The sequence below is a fragment of the Pseudomonas fluorescens genome, from assembly GCF_041354075.1.
Lineage (GTDB): Bacteria > Pseudomonadota > Gammaproteobacteria > Pseudomonadales > Pseudomonadaceae > Aquipseudomonas > Aquipseudomonas fluorescens_CE.
Map to the genome: position 1 here is coordinate 91619 of NZ_JARZGC010000014.1, position 25440 is coordinate 117058.

The following is a 25440-nucleotide window of genomic DNA, read 5'->3' on the forward strand; positions in this document are numbered from 1 at the left end:
CATTGAACAAGATCCTTGCCCGACTCACGACAGTGGTCATTGTGGTGTTGGCCTTTGTACTCGGCTGGTTCGCCTGGGAGCATTACACCCGGGCACCCTGGACCCGTGATGCGCGGGTGCGGGCCGACGTGGTGACCTTGTCTGCGGATGTGGCGGGTCGCATCGTCAACCTGGCGGTGCAGGACAACCAGCATGTGCAGAAGGGGCAGCTATTGCTGGAAATCGATCCATCACGTTATGCCCTGGCGGTGGAGCATGCCAAACGTTCGGTGGAGGTGGCGAAGGCTTCGTTGGGCCAGTCGGACGCCGCCATCGTGGCGAGCCAGGCCTTGCTCAAGCAGCGTCAAAGCGAAGAGCGTCGGCGTCGAACGCTCAAGGAGGGCGCGGCGATCTCCGGCGAAGAGTGGGAAAAGTCCAATACCGACGTCTCGGTGGCCCAGGCGGATCTGCTGCGTAATCAGGCCAACCTGAGCTTCGCCCAGGCCAACGTGCAACTGGCCATCGCCGCGCTGGCCGAGGCCGAACACGACCTGGAGCGCACCCGAGTGGAGTCGCCGGTCAGCGGCTATGTCACCAACCTGTTGACCCGTCAGGGCGACTACGCCACGGCGGGCGGTCCGTTGGTCGCGCTGGTGGACAGCGATTCGTTCTACGTCAGCGGTTATTTCGAGGAAACCAAGTTGCCGCGGATCGCCGTAGGTGACCGGGTCGATATCCAACTGATGAGCGGCGAACGTTTCGGCGGCAGCGTACAAAGCATCGCCTTCGCCATCGCCGACCGAGAAAACCTGCCCGGCGGCCGCCTGCTGGCCAACATCAACCCCAGCTACACCTGGGTCAAACTGGCGCAACGGGTGCCGGTGCGGATTCGCATCGATGCCGACTACGCCGGCAAGGACCAGTTGCGGGCCGGAACAACCGCCACCGTCAGCGTCGAGGAAAACTGACCCCCCTGTAGGAGCGAGCTTGCTCGCGATGGAGGCACAAACACCGCTGGCTGTCAGACAACCCGCGTCATCATTGACGACCATCGCGGAGCATTCCGTGAGACAAAAAAGCCCCGCGACCGAATGAGGTGCGGGGCCAAAATTTGGTTGATTGCTGCCAACCAAAAGAGCTCGGTTACTTGCTGGCGACCGTCTCCGGTTGCCAACCGCCGCCAAGGGCCTTGTAGATCGCTACGATGCCGCGATACAAGTCGATTTCCGCCTGGGCCTGGCTGTCTTCAGCCGCCAGGCGCTCGCGTTGTGCGTCGAGCAGGACGAGGAAGTCGGCCGTGCCTTCGCGATAGCGAATCTGCGCCAGGTCGGCTGCCGCGCGGCTGGATTCGCTTTGACGAATCAGCGAAATCAGGCGTTGCTGGCGTTTGCCGTAGTCGCTGAACGCATTTTCCGATTCTTCCAGCGCCAGCAGCACTTGCTGTTCATAGGTCGCCAGGGCGCCTTCGGCCTCGGCATCGGCTCCACGCAAACGCGCGCGCACGCTGCCCAGGTCGAACGCGGCCCAGGTGATGCTCGGGCCGAGGGCCCAGGCATTGGCGGCCGAAGAGCCGATCTGCGAACCGCGTCCGGCGGTCCAGCCGAGGAAGCCGCTGAGGCTGACCCGGGGGAACAGGTCGGCCTTGGCGACGCCGATGCGCGCGGTGGCCGAGGCCAGTCTGCGTTCGGCGCTGAGGATGTCCGGGCGACGTTGCAGCAGTTCGCCCGGATCACCGATCGGCAAGGCCTTGGCAATCGCCGGCAGGTCTTTCGGACCGAGGTCGACGCTCAGCGTGTTCGGGCGTTCACCCAGCAGGGTGGCGATCCGGTTTTTCTGCCGAACCTGTTCCGCCTGCAATTGCGGCACGCTGGCTTCGACCGCTGCCAGGCGCGCATCGGCGCGCTCGACATCCAGTTGATCACCGACACCGGCGTCACGCAGGCTGATGGTGATCTTGCGCGATTCCTGCTGGTTGTTCAGGTTGGCCAGGGCGATCTTTTCGCGCAGTTGCGCACCGCGCAGTTGACCGTAGGCGTCCACCAGTTCGGCAATCATGGTGACTTGCAGTTGGTACAGATCGGCTTCGGCAGCCTGCTGCTCGGCGTCGCTGGACTCCAGGTTGCGCTGGATGCGTCCGAACAGGTCCAGTTCCCAGGCCATGTCCAGCCCCAGGTCATAGCGTTCGCTGTTGACCCGGCTTGTCGTCTGGCCAGGAATCTGACCTTTGCCCAGGTCGCTGCTGGCGCGGCTGGTGATGGTCGGCATGGCGTCGTTGCTGACGTCATCGCGAATCGCCCGGGCCGCTTTCCAGCGGGCGAAGGCGACGCGCAGGTCACGGTTGCCTTGCAGGGACTGCGTCACCAACTGGTTGAGGGTCGGGTCGTCGAACTGCTGCCACCAGATGCCTTCGAACCGCGAGCGGTCGAAGTTCTTCTGACCGGCCGCGCCGTCGGTCGCGGTGGTGATGTTGGCCGGGTCAGTGGCCGGGGTCTTGTAGTCCGGGCCGACGGCACAGGCGCTCAGCGCCAGTACCAGCAGACTCGGCAGGAAGGCTTTCAGGCTCATCAATGCGCCTCCAGTTGCGATGGCACTTTTTGCGCCTTGGCCGCTTTGCGGGCTTCGCCACGCTCCACGAAGTTACGGATCAACACATAGAACACCGGCGTCAGCAACAGACCGAAGAAGGTCACCCCGAGCATTCCGGAGAACACCGCCACGCCCATGGCATGACGCATTTCGGCACCGGCACCGCTGGAGAACACCAGAGGCACCACACCCATGATGAACGCGAAGGAGGTCATCAGGATCGGACGCAGACGCAGGCGGCAAGCTTCCAGCACCGCAGCCAGCGGGTTCAGGCCTTCGAGCTGTTTGTCCTTGGCGAACTCGACGATCAGGATCGCGTTCTTGCACGCAAGCCCCACCAGTACGATCAAGCCGATCTGGGTGAAGATGTTGTTGTCGCCGCCCGACGCAATCACACCGGTGATGGCCGACAGCAGGGTCATCGGTACGATCAGGATCACCGCCAGCGGCAGGCTCCAGCTTTCGTATTGCGCGGCGAGTACCAGGAACGCCAGCAGTACGCAGAGCGGGAACACGAACAGCGCGGTGTTGCCGGACAGAATCTGCTGGTAGGTCAGGTCGGTCCACTCGTAAGTCATGCCGTTGGGCAGTTCTTCCTTGAGCAGTTTCTCGATCGCGGCTTCGGCCTGGCCGGAGCTGTAGCCAGGGGCGGCGGCGCCGTTGATTTCAGCGGTGATGAAACCGTTGTAGTGCATCACGCGGTCCGGACCCGAGGTATCGGTGACCTTGATGAAGGTCGCCAGCGGGATCATCTCGCCTCTGTTGTTGCGCACTTTCAACTGGCCGATCTGGTCGGCTTCAAGGCGGAACTGTTGCTCGGCCTGAACGTTGACCTGATAGGTACGACCGAAGCGGTTGAAGTCGTTGGCATACAGCGAACCCAGGTAGATCTGCAGGGTGTCGAAGATGTCGCTGACGGCCACGCCGTGGGTCTTGGCTTTTTCACGGTCGATGGCGGCATCGACCTGGGGCACGTTCACGGTGTAGCTGGTGAACAGGCCGGCCAGTTCCGGAACGTTATGGCTCTTGGCGATGACGTTCATGGTCTGCTTGTACAGTTCTTCGTAGCCCAGGTTGCCCCGGTCTTCGATCTGCAGGCGGAACCCACCAATGGTGCCCAGGCCCTGGACCGGCGGTGGCGGGAAGATCGCCATGTAGGCTTCCTGGATACCGGCGTATTGGCCGTTCAGGGCGCCGGCGATGGCACCGGCGGACATGCTCGGGTCTTTACGCTCGTCGAAGGGTTTGAGGGTCACGAACACGATGCCGGCGTTCGGGCTGTTGGTGAAGCCGTTGATCGACAGGCCCGGGAAGGCCACGGCGCTTTCCACGCCTGGCTGTTTCAGGGCCAGGTCGGACATGCGCTTGATCACGTCTTCGGTACGGTCCAGGCTCGCGGCGTCCGGCAGTTGGGCGAAGGCCACCAGGTATTGCTTGTCCTGGCCGGGTACGAAACCGGTCGGGGTGCTGGAGAAACCGAAGAAGGTCAGCACCATCAGGCCTGCGTACAGCAACAGGGCGATGCCGCTGCTGCGAATCACGCGGGCCACTGTGCCAACGTAACCATGGCTGGCTTTTTCGAAGAATCGGTTGAAGGGGCGGAACAACCAGCCACCGAACAACTTGTCCAGAATCCGGGAGAAGCGGTCCTTGGGTGCGTCATGCCCCTTGAGCAGCACGGCGGCCAGCGCTGGCGACAGGGTCAGCGAGTTGAAGGCCGAAATCACGGTGGAGATCGCGATGGTCAAGGCGAACTGCTTGTAGAACTGCCCGGTGAGGCCGGAGATGAACGCGGCAGGGACGAACACGGCGCACAGCACCAGTGCCGTGGCAATGATCGGACCGGTCACTTCGCTCATGGCTTTTTTGGTGGCCTCGAACGGTTCCAGGCCCAGCTCGATATTACGTTCGACGTTCTCCACCACCACGATGGCGTCGTCCACCACGATACCGATGGCCAGTACCAAACCGAAGAGCGACAGGGCATTGAGCGAGAAGCCGAACAGGTGCATCACCGCAAAGGTACCGATCAACGATACCGGCACCGCCACCAACGGAATGATCGAGGCGCGCCAGGTTTGCAGGAACAGGATCACCACCAGGACCACGAGGATCAGCGCTTCGAAGAGGGTGTGAACCACCGCTTCGATGGAGCCGCGCACGAAGATCGTCGGGTCATAGACGATGCTGTAGTCCATGCCTTGCGGGAAGTTCTTCTTCAACTCGTCCATTTTTCCGCGGACCTGGTTCGAAATATCGATCGCGTTCGAACCTGGGCGCTGGAAGATCGGGATCGCCACTGCCGGCTGATTGTTCAGCAGCGAACGCAGGGCGTATTGGCTGGACCCCAGCTCGACGCGGGCGATGTCCTTGAGGCGGGTGATCTCGCCGTTGTCGCCTGCACGAATGATGATGTTCTCGAACTCTTCCTCAGAGACCAGACGGCCCTGGGTGTTGATCGACAGCTGGAAGCTCTGGGCATTCGGGGCAGGGGGCGCGCCCAGTTGGCCGGCAGCCACCTGGCGGTTCTGCTCGCGGATGGCGGTGACCACGTCGGTGGCGGTCAGGTTGCGCGAAGCGGTCTTGTTCGGGTCGAGCCAGACCCGCAGCGAGTAATCACCCATGCCGAACAGTTGCACATCGCCGACACCGCCCAGGCGCGCCAGCTCATCCTTGATGTTGAGCAGGGCATAGTTGGACAGGTAGAGCATGTCGTAGCGTTTGTCCGGCGAGGTCAAGTGCACGACCATGGTCAGGTCGGGCGATGCCTTGTCCACGGTGATACCGATACGTGTCACTTCTTCGGGAAGCTTGGGCTCGGTCCGGGTCACACGGTTCTGCACCTGAACCTGCGCGTTGTCCAGGTCGGTGCCCAGGGCGAAGGTGATGGTCAGGGTGATCTTGCCGTCAGCGGTGGATTGCGAAGACATGTACAGCATGTTCTCGACCCCGGTGATGGCTTGCTCCAGGGGAGCGGCCACGGTTTCACCGATGACTTTTGGGTTGGCGCCGGGGAAGTTGGCACGGACGACCACTGTGGGCGGCACGACTTCCGGGTATTCGCTGATCGGCAACTGGAACAGCGAGATGGCACCGGCGATCAGGATCAGCAGCGACAACACCGCTGCGAAGATCGGCCGAGTAATGAAGAACTTGGAAAAATTCATCGGAGTCGTTATCCCTTAACCGCGTGGAGACGCAGCAGCCAGCTTCACAGCCGAACCCGGCGCGGCCTTGGCAGGCGCGACCTGGGGCAGGTTGCTGGCTTCCAGCGCTTGTCGTTGTTGAGCGAGGGCCGCGAGGGTTTGTTCGCTGGCCATCGGGATCACTTCCGGGGTGACCGGCGAACCCGGACGGACCCGCTGCAAGCCCTTGACGATAATGGTGTCGTCCTTGTTCAGGCCGCTGCGCACGATACGCAGGCCTTCTATTTTCGGACCCAGTTCAACCGGGCGGTAAGCCGTATTGTTGTTGCCATCGATCACCAGCACGAACTTCTTGCCCAAGTCGGTGCCGACCGCTTCGTCGTTGATCAGCATGGCATTGTAGGTGCCGCTGCCCACCAGTTTCAGGCGTGCATAGAGGCCCGGGGTGTAGTTGCCGTCGCTGTTGTCGAACACCGCACGACCCCGGATGGTGCCGGTTTTCGGGTTGACCTGGTTGTCGACGAAGTTCATCTGGCCCAGGTGCGGGTTGCCGTCTTCGTTGGACAGTCCGAGGTAAACCGGGGTGGTCGCACCACGTTTGCCCTGGCGAGCGAGCTGGGTGTACTTGAGGAATACACGCTCGTCAGCGTCGAAGTAGGCATAGACCTTGTCGGTGGAGACCACGCTGGTCAGGGCCGTGGTGTCGGCGGTGACCAGGTTGCCGGCGGTGATTTCCGCACGGCTGACGCGGCCACTGATCGGCGCGGTGACGCGGGTGAAACTCAGGTTCAGCTTGGCCAGGTCCAATTGCGCTTGCAGGGCGCCAACGGCAGCGCGGGCTTCCTGGGCGGCACTGGTACGGGAATCGGCCAACTCGGCAGAGATTGCGTTGCTGGTGCGCAGGCGCTCACCGCGCTGGGCTTCGTTTTCACTGCGGGTGGCGTTGGCGCGGGATTGGGCAACCAGTGCTTCGAGGCGGCGGACCTCAGCCTGGAAGGGGCGTGGGTCGATCTGGAACAGCAGGTCGCCTTTCTTGACCAGTGCGCCTTCGGTGAACGCGACATCGTCGATCTGACCGGAAACCCGTGGACGGATCTCGACGGTTTCCGGCGCTTCGAGGCGCCCGGTGAATTCATCCCACTCATTGACCGGTTGTTCCAGCACCTTGGCAACGCTGACCTTGGCTGCAGGCATGGTCGCCGCAGTTTCGGGGGCCTTGCCGCAGGCGCTCATCACCAGCACGGCCAGGACGGCCAGGGGGAAGCGCAAATGTTTGAGTGATTGTTCCATGGATGCATCCGCCAATGTATTGAGAATGGGCGGATGATGAGTGGCGGGAGGGCTGTCGCACGAATCGAACGAAGCGAAGGTAACTATCATTCGGAATGATATAAGCCTGCGCTCAGCCCTCTAGCATGCACGTCAGGGGTGGCGACATCAATGCGGTCGATGGAAATTCAGTATTGCGCAGAACGCATCAGTCGGCCCTGGCCGCTCTGAGCGCGCTGGGGAAGTGGACCAGTGCGATATCGGCGTAATGGATCAATACTTTGGTCCAGTCAGTGGGGATCATGCGGATTCTTCCAACGTTCAAGGATTATCCGATGGCCCAGTCCTCCAAAGACCTGCCGGCATACACACTGGAGCAAGTCAGCGCCCGCACCGATTGGTTTGTGGGGCCCATTGTCGCGCTTTTGTACCCGTACCTGTTGATGGGCTACGACGCGATGCGTGTCTCGATTTCCCAGGGGGGCGGCTTTGGGAGCTGGCTGGGTGCCGGACTGATGTTGCTGGTCGCCATTGTGTTGCCGCTGTGGGGTTTATTGACCGCCACTCGATTGGGCAAGCTGATCCAGCCCAGTGCCGCCGAGGTGCTGGCTCGCCGGGTTGCCTTCCTCTCGGTGGCCGTTGCGCCCATGTTCACCCTGACCGGCGTGCTGTTTCTTTTATTGGGGCATCCGACCTGGGATGTTGGCTTTCTCACGTTCGTGTGGGCGGCGTTGATGGTGATGATTGCGTTCGCCGATCGCACGCCGTTGCGGCGTCAGCCCGAATCGCAAACGTCCCACGCCAACATGCGGCGCTGGCACGGCGTGGCGGCAGCGTTGGCGGTGGTGTATCTGTGCTTCCACTTCAGTAACCACCTGGTCGGGCTGATTGGGCCAGACGCTCATCTGGCGGTGATGAAAGTCCTGCGGGTGGTCTATCGCTCGACATTGATCGAGCCACTGCTCATCGCCAGCTTCCTGTTCCTGGTGATCAGCGGCGGCTACATGGCCTGGCGCATGACCCGGCGCCCGGCGGATGCCATTCGCTCGTTTCAGATCGCTGGCGGGGTTTTCCTGATCTTTGCGGTGATCAGTCATGTGAATGCCGTGCTCTACCTCGCGCGCAGCTACTTCAATATCGAAACCGACTGGGGTTTTGCGGTGGGCGCGCCGGCCGGCCTGTTGCACGATGCCTGGAACATACGCCTGCTGCCGTACTACCTGCTGGCGGTGTTCTTTGTCATCGCCCATGCGTTCTGCGGGTTGCGTGGGGTGATGATTGCGCACCGGGTCAATGAAACGACGGCCACTCGGGTATTGGTCGCAGGCATCGTGTTCTCGGCATTGCTGGCCGTGACGATCATCCTGGCCATGGCGGGGCTGCGTATTCATTTCGAGTGACGGCAATTGCCATGCTCGCTGAAGCCCCTGTGGGAGCAGACTTGCTCCCACACTGGAATCTGGGGTGCCTGAGATCAACTCTCCAACTGCCGGGCAATCGCGATCATCTGCGCGGTGATCTGCTCTGGCGTGTAGGCCGCGAACCCCATCACCAGCCCCGGCGGCACGTGCGGGCCCTGGCCATAGCGGCTCAGCGCAAACGCGGCGACGTTCGCCGCGTCGAGCACAGAGAGCGCCTGCGCTTCGGACAGGGATTTCAATCGCGCCGTGACATCCAGCCCGGCGAGAATCGGCGGGACCTCGATAAAGTCATGCAGGTGCTGCTTCGCCATATCCTCGAATACCTTGGCGCGGGTGGTGTACACCTTGCGCATCCGGCGGATATGCCGGCCGAAGTGCCCCTCCGAGATGAAGTCCGCCAACACCGCCTGCGCCAGGCCGTTCGCACTGCGTGAGGTCAACGACAGTGCCCGGGTGAAGGCCTGAACCAGCTGCGGTGGCAGAACGACATATGCCAGGCCCATGGCGGGGAACAACAACTTGCTGAAGGTGCCGGTCATGATGACGTGACTGTCTGCCTGGGGCATGCTCCTGAGCGCGGGGATCGGCTTGGCGATAAACCGATATTCGCTGTCGTAGTCATCCTCGAAGAGATAGGCGCCATGCTCCCTGGCCCAGCTCAGCAACGTGAGGCGTCGTTCCGCCGACAAGGCCACGCCCGTGGGTGCCTGGCGGCAGGGTGTCACGTACGCCAGCCGCGCGTCTGGCGCCAGGCGCATGCCTCCGCTCACATCCATTCCGGCATCATCGACCGCCACGTCGATGATGTTGGCACCAACGCCTTGCATGATCTGCCGGGCCCCCGGGTAACCGGGGTTTTCCATCCACACCGAGTCACCCGGATTGATGATCAGGCGCAAGCAGATATCCAGTGCCTGCTGGACGCTGCTGACGATCACGATATTGTCCGGCGAAGTGGCGACGCCCCGGGCGATCGCCAGGTGCTCGACAATCGCTTGGCGCAACGCGGGCAACCCTTGTGCGGGCCGAGCGGACAGGACCGTTGGCAGCACCGACCCCAGGTGCCGCATGTGCAGGCGCCGCCAGGTGTCGACAGGAAATTGCGCGACATCGCAGGTGTGGGGCGCGAACGCCGGTTTGATCGAGGGCGCGGACAGGGGAAATGCCGGTTCCTGTTCGACAAGTTGCGCCGCCCAACGGGTCAGCGGCACCGGGGGTGGAGCAGGGGAAGCGGCAGTGTCTGCCGGCGCGGGGCTGGCCTTGACCAACAGATCGTCGGGCAAGCTCAGGCTGACCTTGGTGCCGCTGCCCTGGGAGGTGACCAGATAACCCTCGCTTAGCAGTTGGGCGTAGGCCGCCTGCACCGTGCCCCGGGCCAGGCCATATTGCGCGGCAAGAAAGCGCGTGCTGGGCAGGACGAAGTCGCGTGCCAGACGGCCGTCGAGAATGTCCTGCCTCAGGGTTCTGTACAGCCAGTCCTGCAATGTCTCGTCAGGTTTGCGAGCGGCGAGTGTCAGTGACCAGGTGACTTGAGCGGAGGACGTTTTCTTCACGGGCGGCACTCGAAGGTGGATCAATATGATAGTGCAGAAATGGATCAATACTTTGGTCCAGTTCAAGGCAAGAATAAAGCCTCTTCCACGTACCGAGGCTTGAAAGATGACGCGAACCATGACTGGTTTTGATGGAGTCGAGGGTGTCAGGGAATGCTCGAATGACGCCGCCATACTCGCGGCCTACGACTTGATTCGGCAACTGCGGCCGCGCCTGACTGACCCCGGGCAATGGCTGGACGCCTACAAGCGCCAGGCTGCGGGTGGATACCGCGTACTGCTGCTCGTGCATGACGATGTCCCTCAGGGCCTGGCCGGGTTTCGCCTTCAGGAAAACCTGATTCACGGCAGGTTTCTCTACGTGGACGACCTGGTGACGGATGCAACGCTGCGCGGCGCCGGTTTGGGCAAGCGATTGCTGGACGCATTGACGGGGATAGCGCGGGATTCGCAGTGCGACCACCTGGTGCTCGACACTGCCCTGGTGAATCACGATGCACAACGGTTCTACACGCGCTGCGGGATGACCAACCTGGCTACCCGTTTTATCAAACCGCTGGGAGATCACGCATGAAGGCGCCTGAGTACCTGTTGCACGTCACGGCAAGCCCGCGGGCCGAATTGTCGACCAGCACCGCCATGGGACGTGCCCTGACCGAGCAGATCACCCATAAATTCAGTCATCTCTCGGTGGTCGAGCGGGATATTGGACGCCATGCACCGCCGGTGCCCGATTCTCGGTTCGCAGCGGACAACCTGCTGCCTCTCGATTCGCGCTCGGCCAGTGGGGAGTCGGACGCCTACATCGAAGAGCTGGAAGCGGCCAAAGTGCTGGTCATCTCGACACCCATGCACAATTTTGGCGTGCCGGCCGTGCTCAAGGCGTGGATCGACCAGATTCTTCGGCCGCAGCGTACCTTCGCGCGATCCAGCACCGGCAAGCAGGGGCTGCTGGCGGACCGGCCCGTGTTCATCATCGTCACCAGCGGAGGCCCGGTGAGCGGTCCCTACGCCCAGCAGGATTTCCTGACGCCGTACCTGGAGTACGTCTTGCCGACCATCGGCCTGACCAATATCCAGGTCATCCGGTTGGACAGCCTGCTGCGCAATCCGGAACACACCGCCATGCAGATTGCACACTGCAAGGCCTGGATTGCCGGGCAAGTGGCTAATCTGAATGAGGTGGCCTGAGAGACACAGACAACTTTGGAATCGTCTGGTAATGACCTGTTATTAAAGCGGCAGTGCCAGATTTAATAGTTCTGGTAGGGTGATTTTTTGTTCTTCAAGAGAATCCCCATGAGTTGTTTTAAACTGCCAAAAGCCCTTGAGCGCGGAAGTAAGATAGCCATCTTGTCGCCAGCAGGTTACTTGACCAATCCAGCCTTTCTGGATCACGTTATTCCCATGATCAAAGCGCAGGGCTATGTGCCTGTATTGTCGAGAAACTGTTTTGAAAAGTTTGACAATCATTATGCATACGCGGGAACACCCGCGCAGAGACTGGAAGACCTGCAATGGGCCTGCGATGACCCGGATATCGACGCGATCTGGGCCACTCGTGGCGGGTATGGAAGTGTGCAGTTGCTGGACGGGCTGAAGATGAATGCCATTTGCCAAAGGCCGAAGTGGCTGATTGGTTATTCCGACATTACTTACCTGCACAGCTTGTTCAATCGTCATTCCATCGCCACGATCCATGGGCCCAATGTCGTGCGAACCCTGAGTAACGGCGTTGCACCGCCTCCGTCCAGCTACGACAAGGTGTTCGATATTTTGCAAGGTCGAATGCCAACCTATTCCATTAATTCCCATGCCCTGAATAAAACGGGCAAGGCCAGGGGACGATTGGTTGGCGGTAATCAAACCATTGTCGGGGCCCTCTCTGGGACGCGCTACGACTTCGACTATGAAGGCGCCATTCTGTTTATCGAGGATATTGGTGAAAATGCTTATTACCGAATCGATCGGCAGATGCAGACATTGGAAACGGCAGGGGCCCTGGCGAAATTAAAAGGCGTCATTGTGGGTTCCATGCGCGATATAGGCGGTATCAAGTCTGACTTTGACGAGTCGGCTTATCGTGTGATCAGTCAAGTGTTATCCAAATATGACATTCCCCGGGTATTCGCTTTTCCTGCAGGGCATATTCCCGACCATTACCCGCTGATCATGGGCGCTGAAGTTGAAATCGATGTTCAGGCCGACCAAAGTCATGTGAGGTATTTCTAAGTCGGCAAGTACGCGTCATCCGTGGCATGCCAGCAATTGCGTCCGCTTTGTTTGGCGGCGTAAAGGGAAGCGTCTGCCGATTTGAGCAAGCTGGCCGACGTGACATCCTCGATGCCCGGAAACTGGGTGGCGATACCGGCACTGGCCGTGACCTTGCCCAATGGATGCTCGGAATGCTCGATGTTCAGGGATCGTATGGCGCGCAAGATATCTTCAGCGACCTGGGCGGCACCGGCGCTTCCGGTATTGGGAAGCAGCACGGTGAATTCCTCACCGCCGTACCTGACCGCCAGGTCGCCGGGTCGTTTGACTGCCTGCTGAATGGCGCCGCCGACCGCGCTCAGGCAGTCGTCGCCGCCGGCATGGCCGTATCGGTCGTTGTAGCGCTTGAAGTAATCGACATCGATCATGATCAGCGAAATCGGTAACCCTTGTCGTTGCGCCAGGCGGATTTCATGTGGCAGCGCAGTGTCCAGGCGTCGCCGGTTGCCCAAGCCCGTGAGGCTGTCGGTCAGTGCCATCTCGCGCATGGACTGATGGGCTTGGCGCAGCTCCCTGGAAATGACCATCCGTTGACGCAGCTGACTCAAGACGATCAAGCCGAAAACGGTGAACACCGCCATCAGCGAAAACAGCACCAAACCGGTTTTGATCAGGTCCCGGCGCCAGGGCGCGATGATCGACTCCCTGGACAGCCCGGCCTCCACCACCAGTGGGTAGGTGGTCAATGCCCGATAGCCGTAAAGGCGTTCGGTGTCGTCCACGATAGCCCTGACTTCGGCGATGCCTTCATCGGAGTTGGGTAAATAGCGTTTGTAGATCTCGCTGTTCGCCAGGCTTTGACCCACGACCGAGGCAATGAAAGGGCGGCGTACCAGGATGGTCCCGCTGCGCGTTGCCAGAACCAGCGCGCCCTTGTCGTCGATCTTGAAGTCACCGTAATAGTCGACGAAGTAGCTGACCTTGATCGTGCCCAGCAGGACGCCGGCGAAAGAACCGTCGGGGTTATTCAGCCGCCGGGAAATCGGGATGATCAAGTCCTGGGTCGACCGGCTCCTGACCACATCGCCGACGCGCACGTTACGATCGTCGTGGGTGCGGTGATACTGGAAATAATCGCGGTCGGCGTTGTTCGCCGGGTCTGGCGTGACCTCCTTGTCCGTGACGATCCACTGGCCATCCGGGCCGTAAATGAACAGGCCGTGCAACTGCGGCATGATCTTCGATTGCTGGACCAGCAACTTGTGGATGCGCGCCGCATCGAGACTCTGCAGGCCGTCGCCTTCCACGCGTTCAGCCAGCGCTGTGGTCAGCACGTCGACCTGGCGTATGGCGTCCTCGGCATGCTGCGCCGTGGCGCGCGCCAGGTTGGTCACGGAGTCGCGGGCGGAGGCGAACGCCGAGCGATAGTCACGCCATGTCCGCCAGCCTTCTACGGCCAGGAACGCCAGGATGACCGCGAGCATGAAGCTGACAATGAGGCGGAAGGTCGCTCCGGCTCTCACGGATTCCAACGGTGAGCCTTCGGTGAAAACATCCGTTCCGGGCTCTGGTTTGCTGCGTCCGAGCATCTGGGTTCCCTTTGCGACTGACCGCACACGCGTGTGACTGGACCGACGTGCGCGCGAAAGTCTGATTCTAGTTCAGCCACCGATGAGACAGTTAGAAACGATAGTCCTGCGGCACCTCTCGGGCGATGAAGTCCTGCATGTGCTCAAGAAATGCCAGCTGGAGCTTCGACGCCGGCCCCTGGACGGGCAGCAGCATGCTGAAATCCATTTCAATCGCCGGTTCGAACGCCCTGAACACCACGCCGCTGCCTCGGTACTCGACTGCGCTGATGGCGTCGACCAGCGCCACGCCAAGGCCTTGTTCGACGAAGGCGCACATGGGCAGGGAGAGTTGGGTTTCCAGACGCAGTTCGCGCTCCACGCCGTAAGCGGCGAAGATCGAGTCGATGTGCTGGCGCGAACCGATGGATTGCGGGTAGGAAATGAATGCCTCGCCTTCCAGGTCTTCCGGGCGGATCGTGGTCTTTTTCCGCAGGCGATGGTTGGCCGGCAGGGCGCAGAGCATGCGCGTGGCCAGCAGTTTCTCCGCTCGCGGACTGGGGTAGGTGTTGGGCAGGACGATGATGCCCAGGTCGCAGCGCTGGCCGACCACCAGGTCGACCACTTCGCGGGATGCCAGCACCAGCAGCGATATCTGCACCTGTTCATGTTCGGCCATGAAGGCCGCGATGGCCCGGGGCAGGAACGAAAGACCCATGGCCGGCGCGCAGGCGATGAGCAATGAGCCGCGCTTGAGGCTGCGGATTTCCTGGGCCGTACGCGCGATGCGTTCGACGCCGAGCAGTGACCGCTGCACTTCCTGATACAGCGTCATCGCCTCGGCGGTGGGTTGCAGACGGCCCTTGGCGCGCACGAACAGGCTGAAGCCGATGTCTTCCTCGAGACTGGCAATCAAGCGCGTCGCCGCCGGTTGGGAAATGTGCAGCATTTCGGCGGCGCGGGTGACGGTCTGGCCAAGAATGACGGCGCGGAAGGCCTCCAGCTGGCGAAGATTCATGGTGATGTCCTTCGGGAAAAGCCATAACAAAAAGACATGGCCTTGCCAAAATAAAGCATTTTTCAAGCACCTGTCAGCTCTTTAGCATCGACCGCATCAAGATCATCCAGGCGAAATGCCTGCGCCGTGGCGGAATGCTTGGCGTTGAAAGGGCGACAGTGGAGCTCATGCAAAAAACTGATGTCATGATCGTTGGCGGTGGCCTGGTCGGGTTGTCCATTGCGTATGGGCTGGCTTTGCAGGGTCGCCAGGTCAGTGTCCTCGACGAAGGCGACGATGCCTTGCGCGCGGCCCGCGGCAACTTCGGTCTGCTCTGGGTTCAGGGCAAGGGCTACGGCATGAGTCCCTATGCGCAATGGACCCGTGAAGCGGTGGCGTTGTGGCCACGCTTTGCCGCTGCGTTGCAAGCCGACACCGGCATCGACCTGCATCTGCGCCAACCCGGTGGTTTCCAGCTGTGTCTGAGTAACGAGGAAATGGCCGAGGAAAGCCGTCGGCTGTTCTGGTTGCGCGACGCCCTGCACGGTGACTATCCCTTCGAATTGCTCGATGGCGAGCAACTGCGGGCGCGTCTGCCGGGCGTGGGACCGACCGTGGTGGGCGGCTGCTATTCGCCCATGGACGGGCATGTCAATCCGCTCAAGCTGCTGCGTTCGCTGTACGTCGCCTGCCGGGCGCGCGGGGTCAGGATCATCAACGGTCATCGGGTCAGCGCCATTGGCCAGCGTGCCTCCGGTTTCGAGTTGCACGCGGGTGACCAACGCTGGTACGCCGGGCGCCTGGTGCTGGCCGCCGGCCTCGGCAATCGCGAGTTGGGCGCGCAATTGGGGATCGGGGTGCCGGTCAGTCCCAATCGCGGACAAATCCTGGTCACCGAACGCCTCAAGCCTTTTCTGCATTACCCCACCACCTATGTGCGCCAGACCGACGAAGGCACGGTGCAACTGGGGGACTCCCATGAATCCAGCGGGTTGGATGACGGTACCGGCAGCGAGGTGATGGCGACCATCGCCGCGCGTGCGGTGCGTTGTTTCCCACGGTTGGGGCAGGTGCGGCTGGTTCGGGCCTGGGGGGCGCTGCGGGTGATGAGCGCTGACGGCTATCCCATTTATGAAACCTCATCCGCCTGTTCCGGGGCCGTGGTGGTCAGTTGCCACAGCGGCGTGACCCTGGCCGCGATCCACGCCTTGCGCCTGGCGCCGTGGATTGACGAAGAGTTCGACGACCCGGCGCTGGCGGCGTTCAGCCTGGCACGTTTCAACGGCAAACAGGAGGTGCGTCATGCTGGCTGACCCTTTGTTCCGGACCCTTCGCCCTGCGCACGACACCGTGCAAATCGAATTCGAAGGCGTGTCGTTATCAGTGCCTGCCAATGTGTCACTGGCGGCCGCATTGCTCGGCAGCGGCGTCACCCATACCCGCGAAAGCGCGGTCACCGGCCGGCCCGGCGCACCCTTTTGCATGATGGGCGTGTGCTTCGAGTGCCTGGTCGAGGTCGATGGGCAAGCCAACTGCCAGGCCTGCCTGCTGCCGGTTCGAGCGGGCATGCGCGTGCAGCGTCAGCGCGGAGCCCGCGATGTGCTGGGCGCAGATGTGGAGGTGACTGATGAATGAGCAAAGGGTCGATCTCATCGTGATCGGCGCCGGGCCGGCGGGCCTGAGTGCGGCCCTTGAGGCGGCGGAGTGCGGTCTGTCAGTGGTGGTCCTCGATGAACAGGGCAGCCCGGGCGGGCAGATCTATCGCAACATCCAGCAGGCGGACGCACGCACTCGCCTGGTATTGGGTGACGACTATGCAGCGGGTGCGGCTCTGGTCGGGGAATTTCTGCAAAGCTCGGCCCGATACCTGCCCGGCGCGGCCGTCTGGCAGGTGACCGCGCAGCGCCAGGTGCATTTTCTCATCGAGGGCCGTGCACGCATCCTCGAGGGCCGGCAGGTATTGATCGCCACCGGAGCGTTCGAGCGTCCGATGCCGATTCCAGGCTGGACCTTGCCGGGCGTGATGACCGCCGGTGCCGGACAGATCCTTTTGAAAAACGCTGCGCTGGTGCCGCAAGGCCCGGTGGTGCTGGCCGGATGCGGACCGTTGCTTTACCTGTTGGCGGTGCAATACCTGCGCGCCGGCGTTGCAATAGAAGCGCTGGTGGACACCAGCAGCCACGGCGATCTTCTGCATGCCTGGCGCACTCTTCCGGGCGCCTTGCGCGGCTGGCGCGACATGCTCAAGGGCTTGCAACTGCTGGCCGAACTGAAGCGCGCCGGCGTGAGGCATTTTCGGGCTGCGCGGGATTTGCGCATCGAGGGGCAGGCGAAGGCGAACGCATTGAGTTTCGTCACGGGCGGCCGCGACTGGACCCTGCCCGCATCGCTGATTCTGCTGCATCAAGGCGTGGTGCCCAATACGCAAATCAGTTGGTCGCTGCGCCTGGAGCACGATTGGTGTAAACAGCAATTGTGCTGGATCGCCCGCCGTGACCGCCAGGGTGAAACCAGCCTGCCAGGCATTTACATCGCCGGTGACGGCGGTGCCATCGGCGGGGCACAGGTGGCGAGAATCGAAGGCCGGTTGGTCGGGCTGGCGATCGCCGCCCGCTCGGGAAAGCTCGACGCGAGACAGGCGCGGCAACTGGCTGCACCTCATCGCCAGGCGTTGCGCCGCCAGCGAGCAGCCCGGCCGCTGATCGATGCCTTGTACCGCCCACAGCGGCAAAACCGCGTACCGGCCGACGAGGTGATTGTCTGCCGCTGCGAAGAAGTCAGCGCCGGTTCGATTCGCCAATACGTCGAACTCGGGTGCCTGGGGCCCAATCAGGCCAAGGCCTTCGGGCGCTGCGGCATGGGACCTTGCCAGGGTCGCCAGTGTGGTTTGAGCGTCACCGAAATCATTGCCGCGCAGCGCCAGGTGCCGGCCGCAGACGTCGGCTACTACCGCATTCGATCCCCTCTCAAACCCATCACCCTTGCCGAACTGTCCACCGAGACACCTTTGAACCAGGAGCCTGTATGAGCCTTATCCAACGCATCGAAAGCAACCCACGCCTGAGCCGCAGCGTCGTGCACAACGGCGTCGCCTGGCTGAGCGGCATCGTCGCCGCCGATTGCAGCCAGGACATCCGTGGCCAGACGCGCCAGGTGCTGCAGCGGGTGGACCAATTGCTGGCGTTGTCCGGCAGTGACAAGAGCCGCCTGCTCAGCGTGCAGATCTGGATGAAAGACATGAGCGCCGATTTCGCAGGTATGAATGAAACCTGGAGTGCCTGGGTCGATGCCGCGCAGACGCCGGCCCGCGCCACCGCCCAGGTGATGTTCGATGACCCCGAGATTCTGTTGGAGTTGATTGTCACCGCCGCCGTCTGATTTTGCTCGACCCCGTTGCGCCGGGCCCTGCCTGGCGCAACGACGGAGCAGGGGGCCATCAGAGCCGCCATCTCCGTTTGTTCACATTGCCGCTGCCATAACGGGCGCCTTCCTTTGCGGAGCGCCCGACACAAACAACATCGCATCTGGAGCCATGAATGAACGTGAAAAATGCTGTATTGAAGGCGGGTTTCATCTCACTGCTGGCATTGGCCGGCCACCTGCACGCGGCAGAGCAGCCGCTGCGCCTGGGCATCGAAGCGGCTTATCCGCCGTTCGCGTCGAAAACCCCCGATAACCAGATCGTCGGTTTCGACTACGACATCGGCCAGGCCTTGTGCGCGCAAATGAAAGTCCAGTGCGAGTGGAAGGAGCAAGAATTCGACGGCCTGATTCCGGCGCTCAAGGTGAAGAAAGTCGACGCGGTGATCTCTTCGATGTCCATGACTCCGGAACGCCTCAAATCGGTGGACTTCAGCGATCGCTACTACCGGATTCCGGCACGCCTGGTGTTCAAGAAGGGCAGCGGCATCAGCGACATTCCGGCGCAACTCAAGGGCAAGCGCATTGGCGTGCAGCGCGCGACCAACTTCGATCGCTACGTCACCGAGAAATTCGCCCCGGCGGGTGCTGAAGTGGTGCGCTACGGCTCGCAGAACGAAATCTTCCTCGACCTTTTGGGCGGGCGCCTCGACGCGACCATGGCCAGTTCGGTGGTGATCGATGAAAGCCTGCTCAAGCGCCCGGAAGGCAAGGATTACGAGTTCGTCGGCCCCAACTTCACCGAAGAGCAATTCTTCGGCACCGGCATCGGCATTGCCGTGCGCAAGAACGATCCGCTCGCGGGCCGCTTCAGCCAGGCCCTGGCGGCGATCCGGGCCGATGGCACCTACGACAGAATTCGCCAGAAGTACTTCGACTTCGACATTTACGGCGATTGAGCATGACTTCCTTCGGCACGCCGGCTTGAACCGGTGTGCCGTTCTTTTTTGATCTGGAGGCGGGATGCACACCAAGGCTTTTCTCCGCGCTGGCGATGTGGGTGCCACTGCACCTTAGACTGGCGAATCCTCTTCAGCACCGCGAGCGTCTTTGCGGGCGTCCTGGCGCAGTGACTGTGGCGACACGCCGAGGGTGCGAATGAAGACTTCGCGCAGGTGCCGTCGATCACGAAAACCGGTCTCCCTGGAAACCACTTCCAGGGAATGTCGCCCACGTTCGATCATGTACCTGGCGGACTCCACGCGCAGTTGTTCAACGGCCTTGGCCGGCGACAGGCCGGTTTCGGCAAGAAAGACGCGGGTGAATTGACGGGGGCTCAAGTGCACGATGGCGGCCAGGGTTTCCACGGTCAGGTCGCCGGTCAGGTGGGCGCGGGCGTATTCGAGGGCGGTTTGTACCCGGTCCGACTTGGGGGCCAGTGCCAGCATCTGCGAATGCTACGATTGACCGCCGCTGCGCCGGTGATACATCACCAGCACCCTGGCGACCTTGTTCGCCAGTTCCGGGCCAAGGTCGCTTTCGACGATCCCCAGGGCCAGGTCCATCGCTGCCGTGAGCCCCGCCGATGTCCAGACACCCCGGTCCTCGATGAAGATTCTGTCCACATCCACCCGCGCGGTGGGAAATTGCTCGCGCATGGCTTCGGCGTAGGCCCAGTGGGTCGTCACGTGCCGACCATCGAGCAGCCCGGCCTCGGCCAGCACGAACGAGCCAGTACACAGGCCGACGGTGCGTCGGCTGCGCCCGGCAATGCTGCGCAGGAATTGCAACTGTGCCTCGCTGGCGCTCTTTACCAGCGGGTTGACCACGCCGGAAACCATCCAGGTATCGGCGCTGGCATGCTCGTCGGCCCGCTCGGTCTCGACGATGGCGCCGACCGAGGAACGTACCTGGCCACCTTCGATGGAGTAGTTGGTCAGGTGATAGACCTGCTCCTTGGCGACCACATTGGCGAACTCGAACACCGTCTGGGTGCCCAGTGCCATCACCTGGAAGCCTTCTGTCAGCAGGTAGCCAATTCGATGCATGTCCGCATATCGCCTGATGTCTGGAATCACGACCCTATATGTCGTTTGTTTTGCGGTCAACGGGCGGCACGATGATGGCCTGCCGCTCACCAGGAAATCACCGCCATGACCGATTCTTCGCTCAGCCTTGCCGCCACTACGCAATTCATCGAAAGCGCGGGGCGAACCCTGGCCTATCGCACCTTTGGCAATGGGCGCCCATTGCTGCTGATGGTGCGCTTTCGCGGCACCATGGACGACTGGGACCCGCTGTTTCTGGATAACCTGGCAAGCCGGGGCTTTCAGGTGACGGTGTTCGACTATAGCGGTTTGGGGCATTCAACCGGCGAGCCGAGTTACAACCCGGCGTCATTGGCCAAGGACGCGATCGATCTGATCCAGGCGCTGGGCCTTGGTCGGGTGGTCATTGGCGGCTGGTCCCTGGGCGGCATGGCGGCACAGGTGGTACTGGCCATGGCTCCTCAGTTGGTCAGTCACGCGATCCTCCTGGCAACCACACCGCCGGGCCAACTGGTCAAGACCGGAGATCCGCTGTTCCACGAACTGGCCCACCGCGAGAACGACTTCGACGACTTCGTCAGCCTGTTCTTCGAGCCTTCGCAGGCGCAAAGCCGCAGCAGCGCTGAACAGGCTGGCCTTCGGCTGGCGTTGCGCAAGCAGGGGCGCAGCCCCGAAGTACCGGTGCAGTGGGCGGGGCAGCAACTGGGCCAGGGGCCGAAGAATCCGATGTTCCCGGCAGACGCGGTCTTGCAGGTGCTCAAAAGCACGAGCATCCCCATCCTGCACCTGGGGGCCGACCACGACATCGCCTTTCCGGTGGAGAACTGGTACGCCCTCAGCGGTCAGTTGCCCACACTGCAACTGGTGACATTCCCGCGTACCGGCCATGGTCCCCATATGCAATACCCCGTGGCTGCCGCCCGGCATATCGCGGCGTTCGTTGGCGACTGAGGTGCGGGAGCCACGCGGGATGACGATCACTGCGGCAGCAGCAACGGCGCTATCGGTCAACCATCCAAATCATTGAACCTGTGGCGACGTCACCCACCTAAATTCTGTTGACAGAGGAGGGTGACATGCACCGCAGCGCCATGAATATCGAGTGTCCGCACCGCAGGAGGTCCCTGTCGTGCCCAGAATACTGACTTCGCAAACCAGCGATAGCGAATTGACCGAACAGAACGCCCGCATGTTCGGCTCGCCCAAGGAACGCCTGGATTTCTACAGAAAGGAAATTCACTACGAAACCACCATCCTGGCCAACCGCACGGATGCCTATCTTGCCGCTCAATCCTTTCTGGTGATTGCGTTCGCGTCCTGCATGGCCAACCTCAATCCGGAATGGGGCAAGCTGTTCACGCTCGTCGTGCCGCCGTTTCTCGCGCTGCTGGGCGTGCTCAGTTCGCTCAACGCCTGGCCGGGCATACGTGCGGCCTACGACATCATCGACCATTGGTATTTCAAGCAGAGCGAATTGCTGCGCAGCGAGCCGGTGATGGGCCTGGCGTATGACGAATCACCGCTGTTCACGGAGCGCGAATCCACGCACAAGGGGTACAAGAAGGCCTTGCTGTTTTCGGTGCGCACGCCCTGGATCTTTGCCACGTTCTGGGTGTTGCTGGGCGTTTGGGCGGTGTTTATTCAAGTGACGAACCCGGGGGCCTGAGCCGGCCAGGCGTTCATGTCCGTTCATCCATTCGAACGCACCTTGCGCGTTGGCCGCCTTCAAAACAGTACGACCCGGATCGTCCGGGCTTAGAGGTGAGGTGGTTATGTCTACCGATTCGAGTTTCCAGGACCAGCCGCAAGGCTCCGTGCCATCCAAGCCTGAACCCGGCACGGATGAGCCGACGCTTGATCCGGACGATCCCGATAAATACGACCCGTTGAAGAGTCCGTCGAGTGATCGTCCGGAGGATCGGCGAGATCCCGCCGAGCGCGTGACTCCCGAGGCCGACGAGCAGACACCGCTGTCTGACGACAGACGATAACTATCGATAAGGAGAACCCCATGGACATTGACGAAAACGCACCGGGCAATCGCTCTCAGCAAGAGGTGACCCGCACGACCGATAACGAGACCGGTCATGATCCTTTACTCAATGAGTACGAGATCCCGCTGGAGGCCGATGACGATGCGGGCGTTGAGGAAGACATGTCGGATGTCGAAGCCGCTGACTCGGTGTCGACTGAACACCCCGAGGCCGGCACGACCGGCGCTGCCGATGACCCGGATGACGACCCGCAAATGAACGGACGTTGACCACGCGCCGCCACACCTTGCAGGAGCGAGCTTGCCCGCGAGAATTAGCCAGACACCGCTGGTGTCTGGCCGCGAACGTCATCGTTAACAACCATCGTCGGAACGCCGCCCGGGACAAGTCCGCTCCAGCGAGTCAGTCCACGATGAACAATCTGGCCCCGACAACCGTTGATGAACGATGTGCCTCCGCATTGTCGCCTACCTGATAGCTCATGCCTGCCTGCAGGGTGAATACACGGCCATCTTCCAGCTCGGTCTCCAGTTGACCTTCTAGGCAGAGCAGGATATGGCCCTTGCGGCACCAATGATCGGCCAGATAACCCGGCGTGTACTCCACCATACGAACCCGGATTGTCCCGAACTGGCAGGTACGCCAGTAGGCCGTACCGGTTTCTCCCGGATGAGCGATGGGGTCGATTTTTGACCAGTCGGTAGTACCAAAGGGAATCGCTGTCAGTTCCATGACCGCCTCAGTCATTCAGGGGGAACCGAAGCCTACCGACCTGAGGTCTCTGCCGAAAGATACAGATGGCTTTGGATCGGGGCATACAGGATGTCAGAGGCTGTCCGGATCCCCAAAAAACATCTGAATCCGCGACCTCAACCAGCGCTCCCCAGGATCGTTGTCCTGCGAACCCCGCCACGCCATGTGCAGTTCAAAGCTGCGGGTCGGCAATGGCGGGTCTTCGGCGCGCAGGCCGCCCGCTGCAGTCAGGGCTTCGGCGGTGTAGTCCGGCACGGTGGCGACGATATCGGTGCCGGTTAGCAGGGTGCCCAGGCCGTTGAACTGGGGCACGGCCAGCACGACATGGCGTTTGCGCCCGAGTTTTTCCAGTTCCTCGTCGATGAAGCCGCTGAGGTCACCGGCGAACGACACCAGCGCATGGGGGCGGGCGCAGAAGTCGTCCAGACTCAAGGGGCCGGGTACGCTGTCGGCGCGCAATAACTTGGGCAGGCTGCGGCGCAACACTTTGCGCTTGGCGTTGGCCGGCAGGTCGGTGGTGTAGCTGACGCCGATGGAAATCTCGCCGGAGGCCAGCAATCCCGGTATCAGGATGTAGTTGACCCGTCGAATCACCAGGACGATGCCGGGCGATTCGGCGCGCAGGCGTTTGAGCAGCATGGGCAGCAAGGCGAACTCGACATCGTCCGACAAGCCGATGCGGAACACCGTGGTGCTGGTGGCCGGGTCGAAATCGGCGGCGCGGCTGACGGCCGTGGAAATGGAGTCGAGCGCAGGCGAGAGCAGGGCGAAGATCTCCACCGCCCGGGCCGAAGGCTCCATGCTGCGGCCGGTGCGCACGAACAACGGGTCGTCGAACAGCCCGCGCAGGCGCGAGAGCGCGGCGCTGATGGCCGGCTGGCCGAGGAACAGCTTCTCCGCCGCGCGGGTCACGCTGCGTTCATGCATCAGTGTTTCGAACACGATCAACAGGTTCAGGTCGACACGACGCAGGTCATTACGATTCATCTGGAGTCCTGGCAGAGTCATCAAGCTTGACGAGAGCGGCCATATGAGAACAATGGCCAGCACGAATATTACGGGGAAAGGCTGCTACTCTGCACCGAGTAATTGAATTTTCCTTCGATGGCTTTATCCATTTCTTACGACATTTGACGAAGTCGCCGCTCTGCGGAATTAATGACAGGCATGTCGACTATTAATAGCCACTGATGGTCTTGGGTCGAAAGCCCGGATAGAGTTCAGGGCATTAGAGGTTCATTTGGCGAGGTTTGCGATGTCCCGCACGATCCGTTTTCACAAGTTTGGTCCAGCCGAGGTGCTCAAATGCGAAGAGCATGCGGCGGCTCTCCCTGCACCGGGCGAAGTGCAGGTGCGCGTCGAAGCGATCGGCATCAGCTGGTATGACATTCTCTGGCGTCAGAACCTGGCGTCCTCCCATGCCCGCCTGCCGTCAGGCCTGGGCCATGAAATGTCCGGCGTGGTAACCGCCGTCGGCGAGGGCGTCGATGACTTGGCAGTGGGCGACAAGGTCGCCAGTTTTCCGGCCGAGAGCCCGAACGACTACCCGGTCTACGGCGAGCAGATTGTGCTGCCACGTACGGCACTGACCCGTTACCCGGACGTGCTCAGCCCGATCGAGGCGGCGGTGCATTACACGCCGTTGCTGGTTGCCTACTTTGCCTATGCCGATCTGGCACGGGTCAAACCCGGCCAATTTGCCCTGGTGACTGATGCCAGTCACTGTGCCGGACCTTCTTTCGTGCAACTGGGCAAGGCCCTGGGTGTGCGGGTGATTGCCGCGACCAAGACCGCTGAAGAGCGTGAATACCTGCTGTCGCTGGGTGCCGAGAAAGTCATCGTCACCGAGGAGGAAGATCTGCTCATGCGGATCAACAAAATCACCGAGAACCGTGGCGTCGATGTGGTATTCGATGGTTTGGGCGGCCCGCAGATGTCGTTGTTGGGCGACGTGCTGGCACCGCGTGGCAGCCTGGTGCTGTACGGCCTGCAAGGCGGCAACCAGACGCCATTCCCGGCCTGCGCGGCGTTCCAGAAGAACATCCAGTTCTTCGTGCACTGCATCGGCAACTTCACTGGCAAGCCGGAGCTGGGTATCGTCCAGGACCAGGCGGCGCTGCAGCGGGCCTTGCGTGACATCAACCAACTGACGGCCGATCGGGTTCTGTTGCCGCTCAAGACTCGGGTCTTCCCGTTTTCCGAGTTCGTCGAAGCCCACCGCTACATGGACGAGTGCCCATGCCGCGAGCGGGTCGCCCTCGAGGTCGAGCCGGCGTAACATCGCTACTGAAAAGTCCGTGCTTGCACGGACTTTTTTTGGTTCTTCACGGATTGCTCAGCAACTGAGCTGGTTTTTGCCCATCATCTGTATCTTCTAATCGCCCTTTTAGCCTTGATAATTGAATGATTACTTTCATCTCAAGGAAAGAGTCATGTCTGGGTATCGGGTTGATACTTTTCAAAGCACTTCGTTAATACTTTTCCGACAAGCCGTTGATGGTTGCGCCGCTCCCCCAAATGCCGGTGCGACTTCTTTCCTTATTTCCTGTGCT

General features: G+C 61.6%; 22 protein-coding genes and 2 pseudogenes. 15 read left to right on the forward strand and 9 right to left on the reverse strand.

The window, feature by feature from the left end:
• Nucleotides 1-2: 2 nt before the first annotated feature.
• Nucleotides 3-947, forward strand: a complete 945-nt coding sequence (locus tag QIW53_RS18385; RefSeq protein WP_371051042.1) for an HlyD family efflux transporter periplasmic adaptor subunit — start codon at nucleotides 3-5, stop codon at nucleotides 945-947.
• 175 nt (nucleotides 948-1122) lie between these two features.
• On the opposite strand, the gene QIW53_RS18390 is transcribed toward QIW53_RS18385, so the two are convergent.
• Genes QIW53_RS18390 through mexE form a run of 3 tightly spaced genes read right to left on the reverse strand, consistent with a single transcriptional unit; the run spans nucleotide 1123 to nucleotide 7001 of the window.
• Nucleotides 1123-2544: an efflux transporter outer membrane subunit gene (locus QIW53_RS18390; protein ID WP_371051044.1), complete on the reverse strand. Its 1422-nt coding sequence runs from the start codon at nucleotides 2542-2544 to the stop codon at nucleotides 1123-1125.
• Nucleotides 2544-5732: an efflux RND transporter permease subunit gene (locus tag QIW53_RS18395; protein ID WP_371051045.1), complete on the reverse strand. Its 3189-nt coding sequence runs from the start codon at nucleotides 5730-5732 to the stop codon at nucleotides 2544-2546. The genes QIW53_RS18390 and QIW53_RS18395 overlap by 1 nt, the downstream gene beginning before the upstream one ends.
• 15 nt (nucleotides 5733-5747) lie before the next feature.
• A complete protein-coding gene (gene mexE, locus QIW53_RS18400; RefSeq protein WP_371051047.1) occupies nucleotides 5748-7001 on the reverse strand; it encodes a multidrug efflux RND transporter periplasmic adaptor subunit MexE in 1254 nt (417 codons plus the stop codon).
• Between the two features lie 314 nt (nucleotides 7002-7315).
• Between mexE and QIW53_RS18405 the strand changes: the two genes are divergently transcribed.
• Complete coding sequence (locus QIW53_RS18405; protein ID WP_371051049.1) at nucleotides 7316-8380, forward strand: hypothetical protein; 1065 nt, start codon at nucleotides 7316-7318, stop codon at nucleotides 8378-8380.
• 74 nt (nucleotides 8381-8454) lie between these two features.
• Here the strand turns inward: QIW53_RS18405 and pdxR are convergent, their stop codons facing one another.
• A complete protein-coding gene (pdxR, locus tag QIW53_RS18410; protein WP_371051050.1) occupies nucleotides 8455-9954 on the reverse strand; it encodes a MocR-like pyridoxine biosynthesis transcription factor PdxR in 1500 nt (499 codons plus the stop codon).
• Nucleotides 9955-10072: 118 nt separating this feature from the next.
• On the opposite strand from pdxR, the gene QIW53_RS18415 reads away from it, so the two are divergent.
• The 3 genes from QIW53_RS18415 to QIW53_RS18425 all read left to right on the forward strand — a co-directional run bounded on the left by QIW53_RS18415 (nucleotide 10073) and on the right by QIW53_RS18425 (nucleotide 12186).
• On the forward strand, nucleotides 10073-10528 hold the full coding sequence (locus QIW53_RS18415) for a GNAT family N-acetyltransferase (protein ID WP_371051051.1): 456 nt from the start codon (nucleotides 10073-10075) through the stop codon (nucleotides 10526-10528).
• Nucleotides 10525-11145: an FMN-dependent NADH-azoreductase gene (locus QIW53_RS18420; protein ID WP_371051052.1), complete on the forward strand. Its 621-nt coding sequence runs from the start codon at nucleotides 10525-10527 to the stop codon at nucleotides 11143-11145. The genes QIW53_RS18415 and QIW53_RS18420 overlap by 4 nt, the downstream gene beginning before the upstream one ends.
• Before the next feature lie 108 nt (nucleotides 11146-11253).
• On the forward strand, nucleotides 11254-12186 hold the full coding sequence (locus QIW53_RS18425) for a S66 peptidase family protein (RefSeq protein WP_371051053.1): 933 nt from the start codon (nucleotides 11254-11256) through the stop codon (nucleotides 12184-12186).
• On the opposite strand, the gene QIW53_RS18430 is transcribed toward QIW53_RS18425, so the two are convergent.
• Both QIW53_RS18430 and QIW53_RS18435 read right to left on the reverse strand, forming a co-directional pair.
• On the reverse strand, nucleotides 12183-13757 hold the full coding sequence (locus tag QIW53_RS18430; RefSeq protein WP_371051054.1) for a sensor domain-containing diguanylate cyclase: 1575 nt from the start codon (nucleotides 13755-13757) through the stop codon (nucleotides 12183-12185). The genes QIW53_RS18425 and QIW53_RS18430 overlap by 4 nt on opposite strands.
• Nucleotides 13758-13848: 91 nt before the next feature.
• A complete protein-coding gene (locus QIW53_RS18435; RefSeq protein WP_371051055.1) occupies nucleotides 13849-14754 on the reverse strand; it encodes a LysR substrate-binding domain-containing protein in 906 nt (301 codons plus the stop codon).
• A 167-nt stretch (nucleotides 14755-14921) separates the two neighbouring features.
• Here QIW53_RS18435 and QIW53_RS18440 point away from each other — a divergent pair, with 167 nt between their 5' ends.
• The 5 genes from QIW53_RS18440 to QIW53_RS18460 all read left to right on the forward strand — a co-directional run bounded on the left by QIW53_RS18440 (nucleotide 14922) and on the right by QIW53_RS18460 (nucleotide 19052).
• Nucleotides 14922-16046, forward strand: a complete 1125-nt coding sequence (locus QIW53_RS18440; RefSeq protein ID WP_371051056.1) for an NAD(P)/FAD-dependent oxidoreductase — start codon at nucleotides 14922-14924, stop codon at nucleotides 16044-16046.
• Nucleotides 16036-16368: a (2Fe-2S)-binding protein gene (locus tag QIW53_RS18445; RefSeq protein ID WP_371051057.1), complete on the forward strand. Its 333-nt coding sequence runs from the start codon at nucleotides 16036-16038 to the stop codon at nucleotides 16366-16368. Before QIW53_RS18440 ends, QIW53_RS18445 begins: the two co-directional genes overlap by 11 nt.
• On the forward strand, nucleotides 16361-17761 hold the full coding sequence (locus tag QIW53_RS18450; RefSeq protein ID WP_371051059.1) for an FAD-dependent oxidoreductase: 1401 nt from the start codon (nucleotides 16361-16363) through the stop codon (nucleotides 17759-17761). Before QIW53_RS18445 ends, QIW53_RS18450 begins: the two co-directional genes overlap by 8 nt.
• Nucleotides 17758-18111, forward strand: coding sequence for a RidA family protein (locus QIW53_RS18455; RefSeq protein ID WP_371051061.1), 354 nt, complete (start codon nucleotides 17758-17760; stop codon nucleotides 18109-18111). Before QIW53_RS18450 ends, QIW53_RS18455 begins: the two co-directional genes overlap by 4 nt.
• Nucleotides 18112-18269: 158 nt before the next feature.
• Entirely contained in the window at nucleotides 18270-19052 is a 783-nt protein-coding gene (locus QIW53_RS18460) for an ABC transporter substrate-binding protein (RefSeq protein ID WP_371051062.1), read from the forward strand.
• A 114-nt stretch (nucleotides 19053-19166) separates the two neighbouring features.
• Here QIW53_RS18460 and QIW53_RS18465 read toward each other — a convergent pair.
• A pseudogene (locus QIW53_RS18465) lies at nucleotides 19167-20141 on the reverse strand (GlxA family transcriptional regulator).
• Nucleotides 20142-20246: 105 nt separating this feature from the next.
• Here QIW53_RS18465 and QIW53_RS18470 point away from each other — a divergent pair.
• The 4 genes and pseudogenes from QIW53_RS18470 to QIW53_RS18485 all read left to right on the forward strand — a co-directional run.
• Entirely contained in the window at nucleotides 20247-21092 is an 846-nt protein-coding gene (locus QIW53_RS18470; RefSeq protein ID WP_371051063.1) for an alpha/beta fold hydrolase, read from the forward strand.
• A gap of 178 nt (nucleotides 21093-21270) precedes the next feature.
• On the forward strand, nucleotides 21271-21807 hold the full coding sequence (locus QIW53_RS18475) for a hypothetical protein (protein ID WP_371051064.1): 537 nt from the start codon (nucleotides 21271-21273) through the stop codon (nucleotides 21805-21807).
• A 106-nt stretch (nucleotides 21808-21913) separates the two neighbouring features.
• Nucleotides 21914-22132: a hypothetical protein gene (locus QIW53_RS18480; protein ID WP_371051065.1), complete on the forward strand. Its 219-nt coding sequence runs from the start codon at nucleotides 21914-21916 to the stop codon at nucleotides 22130-22132.
• 20 nt (nucleotides 22133-22152) lie between these two features.
• Nucleotides 22153-22344 (forward strand): annotated as a pseudogene (locus tag QIW53_RS18485) (hypothetical protein); the annotation flags it as partial.
• Nucleotides 22345-22537: 193 nt separating this feature from the next.
• Here QIW53_RS18485 and QIW53_RS18490 read toward each other — a convergent pair.
• Nucleotides 22538-22867, reverse strand: a complete 330-nt coding sequence (locus QIW53_RS18490; RefSeq protein WP_371051066.1) for a DHCW motif cupin fold protein — start codon at nucleotides 22865-22867, stop codon at nucleotides 22538-22540.
• A gap of 93 nt (nucleotides 22868-22960) precedes the next feature.
• Nucleotides 22961-23875 (reverse strand): LysR family transcriptional regulator, encoded by a 915-nt coding sequence (locus QIW53_RS18495; protein ID WP_371051067.1) that lies wholly within the window; start codon nucleotides 23873-23875, stop codon nucleotides 22961-22963.
• Nucleotides 23876-24143: 268 nt separating this feature from the next.
• Between QIW53_RS18495 and QIW53_RS18500 the strand changes: the two genes are divergently transcribed.
• Entirely contained in the window at nucleotides 24144-25166 is a 1023-nt protein-coding gene (locus tag QIW53_RS18500) for a zinc-dependent alcohol dehydrogenase family protein (RefSeq protein WP_371051069.1), read from the forward strand.
• Nucleotides 25167-25440 lie beyond the last annotated feature (274 nt).

What these genes read in the sequence shown, in the direction of transcription:
- QIW53_RS18395 (WP_371051045.1), bottom strand. Translation starts at nt 5,732, where the DNA reads ATGAATTTTTCCAAGTTCTTCATTACTCGGCCGATCTTCGCAGCGGTG.
- mexE (WP_371051047.1), bottom strand. Translation starts at nt 7,001, where the DNA reads ATGGAACAATCACTCAAACATTTGCGCTTCCCCCTGGCCGTCCTGGCC.
- QIW53_RS18445 (WP_371051057.1), top strand. Translation starts at nt 16,036, where the DNA reads ATGCTGGCTGACCCTTTGTTCCGGACCCTTCGCCCTGCGCACGACACC.
- QIW53_RS18490 (WP_371051066.1), bottom strand. Translation starts at nt 22,867, where the DNA reads ATGGAACTGACAGCGATTCCCTTTGGTACTACCGACTGGTCAAAAATC.
- QIW53_RS18495 (WP_371051067.1), bottom strand. Translation starts at nt 23,875, where the DNA reads ATGAATCGTAATGACCTGCGTCGTGTCGACCTGAACCTGTTGATCGTG.
- QIW53_RS18470 (WP_371051063.1), top strand. Translation starts at nt 20,247, where the DNA reads ATGACCGATTCTTCGCTCAGCCTTGCCGCCACTACGCAATTCATCGAA.
- QIW53_RS18430 (WP_371051054.1), bottom strand. Translation starts at nt 13,757, where the DNA reads ATGCTCGGACGCAGCAAACCAGAGCCCGGAACGGATGTTTTCACCGAA.
- QIW53_RS18415 (WP_371051051.1), top strand. Translation starts at nt 10,073, where the DNA reads ATGACTGGTTTTGATGGAGTCGAGGGTGTCAGGGAATGCTCGAATGAC.
- QIW53_RS18480 (WP_371051065.1), top strand. Translation starts at nt 21,914, where the DNA reads ATGTCTACCGATTCGAGTTTCCAGGACCAGCCGCAAGGCTCCGTGCCA.
- QIW53_RS18460 (WP_371051062.1), top strand. Translation starts at nt 18,270, where the DNA reads ATGAACGTGAAAAATGCTGTATTGAAGGCGGGTTTCATCTCACTGCTG.
- QIW53_RS18425 (WP_371051053.1), top strand. Translation starts at nt 11,254, where the DNA reads ATGAGTTGTTTTAAACTGCCAAAAGCCCTTGAGCGCGGAAGTAAGATA.
- QIW53_RS18435 (WP_371051055.1), bottom strand. Translation starts at nt 14,754, where the DNA reads ATGAATCTTCGCCAGCTGGAGGCCTTCCGCGCCGTCATTCTTGGCCAG.
- QIW53_RS18500 (WP_371051069.1), top strand. Translation starts at nt 24,144, where the DNA reads ATGTCCCGCACGATCCGTTTTCACAAGTTTGGTCCAGCCGAGGTGCTC.
- QIW53_RS18450 (WP_371051059.1), top strand. Translation starts at nt 16,361, where the DNA reads ATGAATGAGCAAAGGGTCGATCTCATCGTGATCGGCGCCGGGCCGGCG.
- QIW53_RS18455 (WP_371051061.1), top strand. Translation starts at nt 17,758, where the DNA reads ATGAGCCTTATCCAACGCATCGAAAGCAACCCACGCCTGAGCCGCAGC.
- QIW53_RS18420 (WP_371051052.1), top strand. Translation starts at nt 10,525, where the DNA reads ATGAAGGCGCCTGAGTACCTGTTGCACGTCACGGCAAGCCCGCGGGCC.
- QIW53_RS18440 (WP_371051056.1), top strand. Translation starts at nt 14,922, where the DNA reads ATGCAAAAAACTGATGTCATGATCGTTGGCGGTGGCCTGGTCGGGTTG.
- QIW53_RS18405 (WP_371051049.1), top strand. Translation starts at nt 7,316, where the DNA reads ATGGCCCAGTCCTCCAAAGACCTGCCGGCATACACACTGGAGCAAGTC.
- QIW53_RS18390 (WP_371051044.1), bottom strand. Translation starts at nt 2,544, where the DNA reads ATGAGCCTGAAAGCCTTCCTGCCGAGTCTGCTGGTACTGGCGCTGAGC.